Below are 12,775 nucleotides of genomic sequence, written 5' to 3'. Positions count from 1 at the left end.
GGATTTTTAATGATATCAGCGAAATAAATTGATATAAAATTTTAAACAGTATATTGTAAACTTAAAAAATCATTTTCTAGCTTTTAATAAATTTCTTAAAGATTGAGCTTCGACAATTCGATAGTTGGATAACCATAATTGCTTATCTTTACCTGCTAATTGGGGATTTGATTGTGTTTCAAATGTATTTTGTGCTAAACTTGGGTTAACTTCTTCCCATATTTCGAGTGGATTAAAGATCCAATATATATTTTCATTTTCATCGTACTTTAATAAACTGCGGAATGCTCCGAAAATGGGATAAATATATCCTGTTGAAATGACATGATTAGTGTCTCGATGTAAGAAGGTCGTTTTAGTACCATCTTTAGCTTCGATTCCTTTAACACTGCCGAACCTTGGAGACTTCACCCCCATTGCTGATTTATATTTTTTATAAGCAGAAGCTAATTCTGATTCAATAGTATCATATAATTGCACTAAAACAGGCAATTCACTTGTCAAAAATTGATATAAGGGAGTTTTGAAGGCTTCTTGATATCTTTTAAATACTTGAGCTTTTCCAGAATAACTTTGAACTGGAGCTGCTGTATCATCTGGATATTTATCAATGTCAAAAGCATACATGAGCCGGAGTAATTCAGAAATATTAATAGGGGCATCTTCATTATCTTTATAAGCAATTTCTTTGGCATATGATTCTTTAGAAATTGCTGATTTTATACTATCAAAATTATTGTCTAAGTTAAACAGGGCAATATCGGAAACTTGTACAGATGTATTACGTGCATCTGAAAGTCTTCTAATATTTTGTACATTTGTGATTACTTCAATGCGGACATATTGTTCCATATCGTTTGGAATTTGCTCGCGATTTGTTAGAATTGCTTTGTAGGTATGTCCTCCGTCTAGAATGCCATAGGAAAAGTGATCATCTTCTAAAGTTTGGTCGCCAATATCTATGGTCACTTCTGAATTTTGACTGTTAAATGAAAGTGATTTAGCAGCGATAACAATGCCTCGGTTATTAATGTAGAAATCGTTTTCTGGAGCAATGACAGCCTTTAAGAGTCGCTTTGCTACATTGGTTGTCATTTTAGGTTTTCGAGGGTTGACTTCTAAGGGGATATTAGATGGGAGATCCTTCATATTAACTAACAAATAATAAATAATTTCGTATTGGTTTACATCTTTTTCATTTTTTTTATAGGGAGATGCTAATGTACGAAGCGCGTTTACTTTAAATTTCAATAATGTGTTCATAGATAATCTCCTTTACATGATTTAATTGATAGAAAACCGGTCTCTTGATTACATATATATTCTAAAATAAAAACCAAAATAAAACAATGCACCATGGTGCATATCATACAGGTGGAGTTATGGCGGAACGAAAAGAAACGGATAAAGCTTTAGTCAAAATTGGTCAAATGCTAGTTAGAAAAAGAAAGGCTCTGGGTAAAAATTATTATTCAAGAGAAAAATTTATATATAATCGCAGTTTTGAAATATTTGGTGGCAAACAATGGATATCTACACGGCATCTATCTAACGTTGAACTGGGAAAAAATTGGATAAGCATAGAAAAATTAATTGTTTTAGCAGAAGCCTTAGAGGTTGATCCGGTAGAATTATTTGGAGAAATAATTGAGATCTATAAAGAAAATTAAAGGATAAAGCGGAGGGATTTTTTACGTGACATGGAAAATAAGATATACTACTTTGATTTGTTTAGTTATTAATTTTATGCTTTCTGTTCATGCCGCTGAGCCCAGCGACTGGCGGCAGACTGCCTATTCCATCGCGGCCGGGCAGATTGGGGCCGTCAACGCCTACCGCATAGAGGATGACTTGATATGGCGGCGCATTGATGACAGCCGGTTTGCGGCTTTTAAAGGTATGCAGCGGCCGACGGACGCCTCGGACTGGTCGGTAAAGTTTTTCTACCGAAGCGACGTATTTCCCCACTATGGCAGCGCGTCGCTGTCCCAGGATTACAGCTCCATGCATCTGGGCTACGAAACGGGGCGCGTGTGGAATTGGCGCGGCGGCACGATGCGGCAGGGGCTGTTTTACTTGTCAGGGTCTTCGAACGCGTATTTGAGCAGCTACGATTCTGGCGACATATCGTACGGCGGCGCGTCGTCGGCCATGAAGAAATACGGCGCGGCCTGGTATACGTCGTGGGAGGGCGCGGATTCCCACCGCATAGAAGGCGTGTTTCGGGTGACGAGCCTGCGGAATCAGTTGTCCTATACGGACGAGGCCGGTCAGAGCCGGTCGGAATCGTATCGGACGTGGATGCCGGCGCTGGGCCTGCGCTGGTACCAGACGAAGTTTGCTGCAGACAGCTTCTTTTGGGAGCCCCAGGTCGGCGTGTCCTTCGGCTATATGAATCTGCCGTCCGTAGGGACGACGGCGGTGTACACGCCGAAGAATCAGACGCTGCTTACGGGAAAGGCCGGACTCATGGCTGGAAAAACCTATCGCATTCGCGGCAATGAGGGGCTGGCCTACGGCCGGTTCGAAGTGCAGCGCGATTTTACCGGCCCCCTGTACGGAGAAGGGAAGAATGTGCAGAGCGGCGATTCGGCTTCCGTGTCGCTGGGGTCGGGGCCGTCATCTTGGTACAATATGACTGTCGGCACGTCTTTCACCATGGGCCAGGGCAATACGATTTGGGGCGAGCTGACGCGGCGCTTCGGCTCCGACATGAAGCAGACGTGGAGCGTAACCGGCGGCCTGGTCCTGCGCTGGGGCGGCGCAAAAAAGGAAGACCGGGAAGCGTTCAAAAAGCTCAAAGAGGACGAACGTTCCTTGAAACCCGATAAGGACGTAAATAAAGACGGAAAAAAATAACATCCCGCAGGCATGTCGGCTGCAGCTGCCGGACATGCTTACGGGATGCTTTGCGTTACGGATGATATTGCCGCATGGCGATTTTTTGCTGACGGCGGGCGAAGATGCTCATGATGAGCACGATGGCGCCGGCCAGGACGAAGACGAATTTGATGCCGACGAAGGTCGCAATGACCCCGCCGAGAAGGGGCCCGGCCATAGAACCGATCTGCTGAGCTGAAAAGAGGAGGCCGAAGACGCGGCCTTTCATGTGGGCCGTCGTGTTTTCCGCTAAAATCGCGTTGATGGACGGATAAATGCCGGAGAAGAACAGGCCGATGGCAAATTGCGTCGCTGCGAAGTAATAGAGGTCGTCCGGAACGGCTTGCAGGAAGAATACGAGGCTCGTGGCGAACAGGGCGTAGGTCAGCGACGTGTGGAAGCCGTGGTGCTGGCCGAACCGGCCCCACAAGGGCGATGAAACGGCGCTGGCAAAGCCGCCCAGGGAGAAGACGAGGCCGGAAATGAAGATCAGGTTGTCCAGATGGCCGGCCAATTCCGTTACGTACGTCGTCAGGACGGGCTGGATGATGAGGATGACCATCTGCACGAAGACGGCGAAGATCAGCATGTTGCGGATGAGGGGATGATGCCACAGGCTTCCCTCTTCTGCCGGCGCGGCGGCCTTCGCCGTTTCTGTCGGCGCGTCCGTGTCAGGCGGTTCCTTGATGAAGAATACGAGGATGAGAAAGTTTAGGAATAAAGCGCCTGCGGCGAGGAAAAAGGACATGCGCATGCCGAAGATTTCCGCCAGCAGCCCGCCGAACAGGGGGCCGATGACCCCGCCGGCCGTCAGGGCGCCCTGCATGACGCCCAGGCAGATGCCCAGCTTTTTAGGTGGCGCGTACGTCGTCATAATAGCCAGCTCCATAGGCCACAGGCCTGCGGCAAAGCCCTGGAACATGCGCATGAACGTCAGCTGCAGCGGCGAGGTGACGATGCCGCCGAGAAAATAGCTGATTGCCAGCAGCAGGCTGGAACGGATCGCCATGAGCCGCTTGCCCTTCTTATCGGCCAGGCGTCCCCAAATCGGGGCCATGATCGCGCTGACGGCGAAGGTCGACGAAAAGACGACGCCAGACCAGATATTGACCGAAGACGCGTCTACGCCCAGTTCCCGCGTCAAATACATGGGCAGAAAGGGAATGAGCATCGTGTAGCTGGAAGACATGAACACGACGTTGCAGGTTAATATGGCTAAACAGACTTTCCAATTCATGATCGATTCGCCCCTTTTATATGGAACATTCTATATATTTCTTTATATACTTATAATAATCTATTTGAGTACGTTCATTATACTGCAACTTTTTGGAAAATGATAGACCCGTCTTATGGTCTTGCTGAATTCATGCCGGACTTATATAATAAAGACACCGCATGGTGACGGGCGGGCATGGCGCCGCCTTTTTCCTGCGGAAGGACAAGATTTGAAAAGAAGGAACGCTGCATGATTATATATCTCCTGAAGCGCATAGCCGGCGCTGCCGTCGTGCTGTGGGCTATTATTACGATTACCTTCGGGCTGATGCACGCCATACCGGGAGGCCCCTTTACGCAGGAAAAGAAGCTGCCGCCGGCCGTCATGGAAAACATCGAGGCCCGATACCATCTGAACGACCCGCTCTGGAAACAGTATGCCGATTACGTCGGCCGGGCCGCCGTGTTGGATTTGGGCCCGTCTTATAAATATCCTGGCCGCACGGTGAACGACATCATCGCCGAAACCTTTCCCGTATCGGCCGCCTTGGGGTGCATCAGCCTGTGCCTGGCCGTCGGCGTCGGCGTGGCGGCCGGTCTGGCCGCAGCTTGGTACAAGAATCGCTGGCTCGATTACGCCCTGATGCTTGGGGCGACCTTCGGCGTATCTGTTCCCAGCTTTATCATCGCGGCGCTGCTGGTGCAGCTGTTCGCCTTTACCTGGCCCGTGCTGCCGGCGGCGATGTGGAAGGGGCCGTCCTACGTCATCCTGCCGGCGTTGGCTCTGGCAGCCCACCCGACGGCCTTCGTCATGCGCTTGACTCGTTCCAGCGTGCTCGACGCGCTGGGACAGGACTATATACGCACGGCCCGTTCCCGCGGCGCAGACAAATACTCCCTCCTGTGCCGCCACGCCCTGCGCAACGCCCTGCTGCCGGTCGTCAGCTATATCGGGCCCTTGGCGGCGGCCTTGCTGACAGGCAGCTTTATCGTCGAGTCCATGTTCGCCATTCCCGGCCTGGGGCGGCATTTTGTTACCAGCATATATAACCGCGATTATACAGTTATATTGGGGATTACGATTTTTTACAGCTTTCTTATCATGCTGATGAATTTATTGGTAGATCTGGTGTATCCGCTGCTGGACCCGCGGATTGCCTTGAAATCGCGTAAGGGGGAATGACCATGGACGCTCGTGAATTTGAGCCCATCGGGCCGGAAGCGCGCCTGGAGCCCTATGTTCCGCCGCAGAAGCTGCGCGAGCGGGGCTGGCGGCAGATGAAAAAAAATCGGCTGGCCCTCTGGGGCATGGCGATCGTCGCCGTCATGACTGTATTGGCCGTCGTCGGGCCGTGGCTATCGCCGTATACGTATGACGCGCAGAATTTCACCATGGCCAATGCCTGGCCGTCGCGGGAGCACTGGTTCGGCACCGATGCGCTGGGACGGGATTTGTTCGTCCGCGTCCTGTACGGCGCGCGCATTTCCTTGTCCATCGGTTTGGTTGCCAGCCTGATCAACGTATGCATCGGCGTCTTGTACGGCGGCGTCGCCGGCCTTGCCGGCGGCCGGACGGAACGGATCATGATGCATATTGTCGACGTCTTGTATTCGATTCCTATGCTGTTGTACGTCATCCTGCTCATGGTAGTATTTCGTCCGGGCCTGCTCAATATTTACCTGGCCCTGGGCATATCGTACTGGCTCAACATGGCCCGCATCGTCCGCGGCCAGATACTGAGCTTAAAGCAGCAGGATTACGTGCTGGCCGCGCGGTCCTGCGGCGCGTCGACGTGGCAGATTCTGCGCCGCCACATGATTCCCAACTGCGTTGGCCCGATCATCGTCACCTTGACCTTATCCATTCCTGACGCTATTTTTACGGAGGCTTTTCTGAGCTTTATCGGCCTGGGCGTATCAGCGCCCATGGCCAGCTGGGGCGTACTGGCCTCGGAAGGCATCAACAGCATGCGTTCCTTCCCGTTCCAGCTGTTCTTTCCGGCGGCGGCCCTGAGCCTGACCATGCTGGGGTTCATGTTTCTCGGCGACGGCCTGCGCGATGCCTTGGACCCGCAGAACCAGAAGGAGGGAAGCCGATGAAGCCGTTATTAGACATCGATGGGCTGTCCGTGTCGTTTCGCACGTACCGCGGTATCCTCGAAGGGCTGCATGAGGTGTCATGGCGTGTATATCCCGGAGAGACCGTGGGCATTGTCGGCGAATCGGGCTGCGGCAAATCCATTACGGCCCAGTCGGCGATGAAGCTGCTGCCGGAAGAAACGGCGATGTATACGAACGGCCATATTTACTGGGACGGCCGGGATATACTGCCCTTGCGCGAGGGGGATATGAACGCATTGCGGGGCCGGCAGATGGCTATGATATTCCAGGACCCCATGACCTCGCTGAATCCGGTGCTAACGATAGGCAGCCAGATTCGCGAAGGCCTGGACCCGGCGAAATTCAAGAGCCGGAAGGAACGGGATGAACGGGCCCTGGCGCTGCTGCGGGCCGTCGGAATTACAAATCCGGAAAAGCGATTGGGCCAATATCCCCATGAGCTGTCCGGCGGCATGCGCCAGCGCTGCCTCATCGCCATGGCCTTGGCCGGCGAGCCGCGGCTGCTCTTCGCCGACGAGCCGACGACAGCTCTCGACGTGACGACGGAAGCGCAGGTATTGGCGCTGATTCAGGAGCTGCAGAAGCAGCTGGGCATGGCCGTCGTCCTTATTTCCCATAACCTCGGCGTCATCGCCCAGATGTGCCGGCGCGTGTACGTCATGTACGCCGGCTGCGTCGTCGAGGAGGGGCCTGTAGAAGATATTTTTTATCGGCCTGCCCATCCGTATACGCAGGGGCTGCTGGCGTCGCTGCCGGACCCGTCCCGGCCGGACAAGGAGCTGACGGGCATCGACGGACAGGCTCCCGATTTGTTCCATATGCCGGCAGGCTGCCGCTTTTATCGCCGCTGCCCGCAGGCTATGCGCATCTGTACGCATAGCCTGCCGCCGCCGTACGAGCTGGGCGGCGGCCATCGCGCGGCATGCTGGCTTCTGTGCCCGGAAAGGAGGAAGGCCTGTGAATCTGATTGAGGCTGTTCATATTACGAAGCAATTCGTCGCAGGCCGGGACTGGCTGGGACGGCCGAATAAGGTAGTGACGGCTGTGCGCGACGTATCGCTGGCTATACGGCCGGGCGAGACCGTCGGCTTAGTCGGCGAATCGGGCTGCGGCAAATCGACCTTTGCCCGCACCGTACTGGGACTGTATGAAAAGACGGGCGGACAGGTATTATATAAGGGACGGGATACGGCAGAGGCCGATGCGGCCAAAGCGTACCGGCGCTGCGTCCAGATGATTTTTCAGGACCCCTATTCGTCCTTGGACCCCCGTATGACCGTCGGCGATATTATCAGTGAACCCCTGCGGAACTACGGCCTTTGCCCTACGGCGTCGGAACGGCGGAAGACCGTAGAGGCTCTCTTGGAGATGGTCGACTTGCGGGCCGAAGCGGCCCAGCGCTATCCCCATGAATTCAGCGGCGGCCAGCGGCAGCGCGTCGGCATCGCCCGCGCCCTGGCCTTGAAGCCGGAATGCGTGTTCTGCGATGAGCCCATTTCGGCCCTCGACGTATCCGTGCAGGTGCAGATCGTCAATATGCTGAAGCGGCTGCAGCAGGAGCTGGGATTGGCGTATTTGTTTATTTCCCATGATTTAGCTATGGTGCATCACGTCAGCCGCCGTATCGGCGTCATGTATTTAGGACGCCTCGTCGAGCTGGGACCGGGCGGCGATGTGTTTCACCGGCCCCTTCATCCTTATACGAAGCTGCTGATTTCCGCCGTGCCGCGTCCCGATCCGGGATACAAGCGGCGCGTCGTCGTCGAAGGGGAAATTCCCGGGCCCTTCGACGTGCCGTCAGGCTGCGTATTTCATCCGCGCTGTCCCTATGCGTCAGACCTGTGCCGCCGGGAAGAGCCCCTGTGGCGGAAGGTGCGGCCGGAGCGGTACGTCGCCTGCCACGCCGTGGCAGAGGAGGGCCTATGATGAAACGGATATTGGCGGCTGTCGGCCTGGTGCTGCTGTTGTTGGCCTGCTGGGGATGCGGGGCTGCGCCCCGTCCCGATACGGTAAGCTATGTGCTGGAAGCCGAGCCGTCGCGCCTGGACCCGGCGATGACGACGGCCCTGCCGGAAAGCAACGTGGAGCTGCAGATTTTCGAGGGGCTGACCCGCTTAGATGACCATGACGTGCCGCAGCCGGCCCTGGCCGCTTCGTGGCAGATTTCGCCGGACGGCAAGGTATATACGTTTTATCTGCGCGACGGCATCTGCTGGAGCGACGGCACGCCGATTACGGCCCAGGATATTGAATACTCGTGGAAGCGGGTGCTGAATCCGGACGTCGCTTCGGAAAACGCCTACATGCTGTTCTGCATTGATAAGGCCGAAGCGTATTTTAACCGGCAGGCCCGAGCTGACGAAGTGGGCGTCACTGCCTTGGATGATAAGACCCTGCAGGTGCGGCTGACGAACCCGACGGCCTACTTTCTCAATTTGACGGCCTTCCACTGCTATTACCCCGTGCCGAAGCACGTCGTCGAAGCCTGGCCTGATACGTGGGCGGCTGACGCAGAGACGATGGTGTGCAGCGGGCCTTATAAGATTACGGCTTGGAATCATTCCAGCCAAATCGATATGGTGAAAAACGACGCCTATTGGGATGCCGGCGCCGTCGTTTTGGACCGTCTTGAATTTCCCATCAGCGACTCTCAGGCGACGCGCCTCACGCTGGTAGAAAGCGGACAGGCCAATATGACCGTCGAGCCGCCGCCGTCGGAACAGGAACGATTAGAGGCGCTGGGGCTGTATAAGATTGCGCCGTACCTTGGCTCGTATTACTATGTATTCAACGTGCAGAAGCCGCCCTTTGACGACGTGAACGTCCGCCGGGCCTTTGCGGCGGCCGTGCGGCGGGAAGAGCTGGTGCGCTATGTCGTGCGGGCTCAGAAGGAAGCGGCCTACGCCTGGGTGCCGCCGGGAATTGCCGACGAAGAGACGGGTCGCGATTTTCGTGAAGAAGGCGGCGATTTAGCCGTCGAAGACGAGGCGGCCGCCAGGGCCTATCTGAAGGCTGCCGGATATGATGAAAGTCATCCGCTGCCGGAGGTGACGATTTTATTCAATACGAATGAAATGCACAAGGCCATCGCCGAAGCGATGCAGTCCATGTGGAAGGACGTGCTGGGAGCCGATGTCTTTTTGGCGAATCAGGAATCAAAGGTATTCCTGGCGACGCGCAGCCAAGGCGATTACCAAATTGCCCGGGCGTCGTGGATTGCCGACTACGTCGACCCGATGACGTTTTTAGACGTGTTTGCAGATAGGGATAACGATGCCCGCTATTATAATGTTATATATAATAATCTGGTACAGGCGGCTAAGGAGACCAACGACCCGGCGCTGCGCCGGCAGTATATGCATGAAGCCGAACAAATTTTGTTCGACGACTGCGTCATCATCCCGATTTACTATACGACGCAGCCCTACGTCGTACAGCCCTATGTCAAGGGCTATCATTGGTCGCCCTTGGGCGTCGTCGATTTTAAACGGGCCTACTTAGAAGATCAGAAAGGATGAACTGCATGTATACTTTTCCAAAACCGCTGCGGCCAGGCGCTACGATTGCCATCGTAGCGCCGTCGGCTGCCCTGGCGGACGACGATTTGCAGGAAGGCGTCGATTTCATACGATCCTTAGGCTATGACGTCAAACTGGGACGGTCTGTCGGCGCGCATTGGGGCTACTTGGCCGGTACGGATGAGCTGCGGGCGCAGGATATTCACGAAGCCTTCGGCGACGACGGCGTGTCCGCCGTGCTCTGCCTGCGCGGCGGATATGGGGCGGCCCGGCTGCTGCCGCTTCTGGATTATGATTTCATTGCGGCCCATCCTAAATTATTTATGGGGTTCAGCGACATTACGGCCCTGCACACGGCGTTTCAGCAGCGCTGCCGCATGGCGACGGTCCACTGCGCCATGGCCATGTCCTTGGGCCATACGGCGTCGGACTATACGCGGAAGCAGTTTGCCCAGGGGCTGCAGTCGCCCTTTTCGGCGCGGTCCCTTTCCCTTCCCGAAGGAACTGTGCTGGAGCCTATCGTACCGGGCTGCGTTTCCGGTCCATTGTGCGGCGGCAACATGATGCTCCTGTCGGTCCTGACGGGGACGCCGTATGAGCTGGACGGCACGGATGCCGTCGTGCTGCTGGAAGAAATCGGCGAAGACGCCTATGCCCTGGACCGGATGCTGTGCCAGTTTGAGCAGTCAGGATTGTCCGAGCGGGCAGCGGCCTTTGTCTTCGGCGATTTTGCCCACTGTGAGCCGACGCAGAAGAGCGAGTATGAGTTCACCGTAAAGGAAGTCGTATTCCAATACGCCCAGCGTTGGGGAAAGCCGTCCCTTTGGGGCTTTCCTGCCGGTCATGGCCGGCATAACGCCTGGCTTCCCTTCGGTGCGACTGCCTGGCTGCGCAGTACGGCGGACGGAGCGGAGCTGGCCATTACTGCGCCGACATTCTGAAGCAGAAAGGGAGATTGACATGGATAAGCAGAAGATGAAGGAAGCAGCTTGCCGAAAGGTCGACGAGCTGCAGTCCTTAATTTATGAAATTGCCGACTACATACACGCCCATCCCGAATTGGGCGGCAGCGAATATTTGGCGTCGTCCTATTTGCGGAAGGTACTGGGCGACGCCGGCTTTACGGTGGAAGACGTCGTGCCCGAAGCGTTTCCGACAGCCTTTCATGCTTCGTGGGGAGACGGGCCGTTTCACATGGGATTTTTAGCGGAGTACGACGCCCTTCCGGAGATTGGCCATGGATGCGGGCACAATCTCATCGCAGCTATGAGCGTCGGGGCGGCCCTGGCCTTTGCCGCTGTCTGCGGCGCCGGCGCGACTGTCCATGTATACGGCTGTCCGGCGGAAGAAACGGAAGGCAGCAAGGTGTATATGAGCGACCAGGGCGTATTTGATGAATTGGACGCTGCTGTGATTCTTCATCCCTGTGCCGATACGACCAGCATCGGCGGCACGTCGTATGCCTCCCATCCGATGGAATTTACCTTTTTGGGCAAGGCCGCCCATATTGCCGACAGGGAATACGAGGGAATCAACGCTCTGGATGCCCTTGTCGATTTTTATCGGCAGCTGAAAGACCTGGAACAGACATGGACGGAAACCCATCTGATCGGCGCTATCATTACGGACGGCGGCATCGCGCCCAATATCGTCCCCGATAAAGCGGTAATGCGGGCTACAATACGGGCTCTCGACGCGCAGTATTTAGAAACGGTCATGCTGCCGCAGATTCGCGAGCTGGCTCAAGCTGTTGCCCAGGCGCACGGGGCCGAGGTCGCGATGGTTCATTATGAGCCGCTGTATAAAAATATGATACAAGATGCCAAAATGAACGTATATTTTGCCGAAGCCTTTAACGCCCTCCATGAACCCTTCGATGTAAAGGACGATGATTATGCCGACGGTTCCAGCGACGTAGGCAACGTGAGCCAGGTCACGCGGGCTTGTCAGCCGGAAATCTGCATTTGCTACGACGCGGCGGCTCATACGGAGAAATTCGCCGCGGCAGCAGGCAGCGAGCTGGGGAAAATGCAGGCCTTAGTAGGGGCTAAAGCGATGGCTATGGTGGCTGTAGAAGTCATGAATGAAAAGAATGGCAAAGAATTCTTGTTGTGAATTTTTTTCTTTGTGAACTGGCAAAAAATGTATGAGTAAAACGTGATGAGATATATTGACAAAAGAACACCTCAATAATATACTTTAGGCAAGATGATATTTCATTATCATTTTGCGAAACGTCTTAAGAAAGAAGAGGGAAGTGATCACATCATGAAATCTATCGTATTGTACTCGTCTCATACAGGAAGAACGAAAAAAATTGCCGAACACGTCGTAAGCGGACTGCCGGAAGGTACGCCGTGCCTGCCCGTTGAAGAAATGCCGGCCGACATCAACTCCTACGACTGCGTTTTTTTGGGCTGCTGGGCTGACGGCGATGCCGTAGACGCCGGCGCTGCGCAGGCTTTGGAACAATTGGATAATAAAAACGTCGCCGTATTTGTCACAGTGCAGAGCGGACCCTTCTCCGACGACTCGGCGAAAATTTTGCGCACCGTCATCGATGTCCTTCCTTCGGGCTGCAAAATCGTCGGCACCTATGTCACGCCGACGGAACGGGAAGATAATAAAGAAGAAAGTGATCAGAAAGCGCGGGCTTTTGCTCGGGACTTTGCAGAAAATACGCTTGACCGCTTGATGGGCGCCGGAGTTTAATCGCTTGTATTTGTACGGACTCGCTAAAGAAATCCATTGGATTTCTTTAGCGTTTTTTGTTGCCGCCATTTAAACGAGACGGCCTGATGCGGCGTTTACCAGGTGTTTTTCCGAAACACACATTTTTGTAGGAAAAATCTCTTGACAACAGGACGAAAAGGGGATATACTAAACAAGCTGTTGCGGCAGGACGCCGCGGCAGGCCGGATAGCCGGTCCGCTTGAAAAGAACTTCAAAAAAGTGCTTGACAAGCCCGGGCGAGTCTGGTAAGATATACAAGTCGTCGCGAGACGGCATGGCCTTTGAAAACTGAACAATGTGATACG

12 protein-coding genes are annotated in these 12,775 nt (G+C 54.2%); 10 read left to right on the top strand and 2 right to left on the bottom strand.

All coding sequences use genetic code 11. From position 1 onward, the window contains the following. Positions 1-69: 69 nt before the first annotated feature. Complete coding sequence (locus tag B5F80_RS09745) at positions 70-1,263, bottom strand: AIPR family protein (protein WP_087478640.1); 1,194 nt, start codon at positions 1,261-1,263, stop codon at positions 70-72. Between the two features lie 119 nt (positions 1,264-1,382). On the opposite strand from B5F80_RS09745, the gene B5F80_RS09740 reads away from it, so the two are divergent. Both B5F80_RS09740 and B5F80_RS09735 read left to right on the top strand, forming a co-directional pair. Next, positions 1,383-1,670, top strand: a complete 288-nt coding sequence (locus B5F80_RS09740) for a helix-turn-helix transcriptional regulator (protein WP_087478639.1) — start codon at positions 1,383-1,385, stop codon at positions 1,668-1,670. 52 nt (positions 1,671-1,722) lie between these two features. After that, positions 1,723-2,859 (top strand): autotransporter domain-containing protein, encoded by a 1,137-nt coding sequence (locus tag B5F80_RS09735; protein WP_143747181.1) that lies wholly within the window; start codon positions 1,723-1,725, stop codon positions 2,857-2,859. Positions 2,860-2,914: 55 nt separating this feature from the next. Here the strand turns inward: B5F80_RS09735 and B5F80_RS09730 are convergent, their stop codons facing one another. Further along, entirely contained in the window at positions 2,915-4,117 is a 1,203-nt protein-coding gene (locus B5F80_RS09730; RefSeq protein WP_087478637.1) for an MFS transporter, read from the bottom strand. A 231-nt stretch (positions 4,118-4,348) separates the two neighbouring features. Here B5F80_RS09730 and B5F80_RS09725 point away from each other — a divergent pair, with 231 nt between their 5' ends. The 8 genes from B5F80_RS09725 (at position 4,349) to B5F80_RS09690 (ending at position 12,449) form a co-directional block, all read left to right on the top strand. Next, complete coding sequence (locus B5F80_RS09725) at positions 4,349-5,281, top strand: ABC transporter permease (RefSeq protein WP_087478636.1); 933 nt, start codon at positions 4,349-4,351, stop codon at positions 5,279-5,281. A 2-nt stretch (positions 5,282-5,283) separates the two neighbouring features. Continuing rightward, positions 5,284-6,198 carry an ABC transporter permease gene (locus B5F80_RS09720; RefSeq protein ID WP_204246387.1) on the top strand — a complete coding sequence of 305 codons (915 nt, stop codon included), beginning with the start codon at positions 5,284-5,286 and terminating at the stop codon, positions 6,196-6,198. After that, a complete protein-coding gene (locus B5F80_RS09715; RefSeq protein WP_087478634.1) occupies positions 6,195-7,190 on the top strand; it encodes an ABC transporter ATP-binding protein in 996 nt (331 codons plus the stop codon). The genes B5F80_RS09720 and B5F80_RS09715 overlap by 4 nt, the downstream gene beginning before the upstream one ends. Further along, complete coding sequence (locus tag B5F80_RS09710) at positions 7,177-8,145, top strand: ABC transporter ATP-binding protein (RefSeq protein WP_087478633.1); 969 nt, start codon at positions 7,177-7,179, stop codon at positions 8,143-8,145. Before B5F80_RS09715 ends, B5F80_RS09710 begins: the two co-directional genes overlap by 14 nt. Next, positions 8,145-9,737, top strand: a complete 1,593-nt coding sequence (locus B5F80_RS09705) for a peptide ABC transporter substrate-binding protein (protein WP_087478632.1) — start codon at positions 8,145-8,147, stop codon at positions 9,735-9,737. Before B5F80_RS09710 ends, B5F80_RS09705 begins: the two co-directional genes overlap by 1 nt. A 5-nt stretch (positions 9,738-9,742) precedes the next feature. Next, positions 9,743-10,678, top strand: a complete 936-nt coding sequence (locus tag B5F80_RS09700) for an LD-carboxypeptidase (protein WP_087478661.1) — start codon at positions 9,743-9,745, stop codon at positions 10,676-10,678. Between the two features lie 19 nt (positions 10,679-10,697). Further along, complete coding sequence (locus B5F80_RS09695) at positions 10,698-11,852, top strand: amidohydrolase (RefSeq protein ID WP_087478631.1); 1,155 nt, start codon at positions 10,698-10,700, stop codon at positions 11,850-11,852. Positions 11,853-12,005: 153 nt separating this feature from the next. Next, positions 12,006-12,449 (top strand): flavodoxin family protein, encoded by a 444-nt coding sequence (locus B5F80_RS09690; RefSeq protein ID WP_157949754.1) that lies wholly within the window; start codon positions 12,006-12,008, stop codon positions 12,447-12,449. The last annotated feature ends 326 nt before the right edge of the window (positions 12,450-12,775 follow it).

The sequence above is a fragment of the Megasphaera sp. An286 genome (genome assembly GCF_002163455.1).
Lineage (GTDB): Bacteria > Bacillota > Negativicutes > Veillonellales > Megasphaeraceae > Megasphaera > Megasphaera stantonii.
The sequence above is the reverse complement of the archived record's forward strand: the minus strand, read 5'-3'. Positions and strand labels throughout refer to the sequence as shown.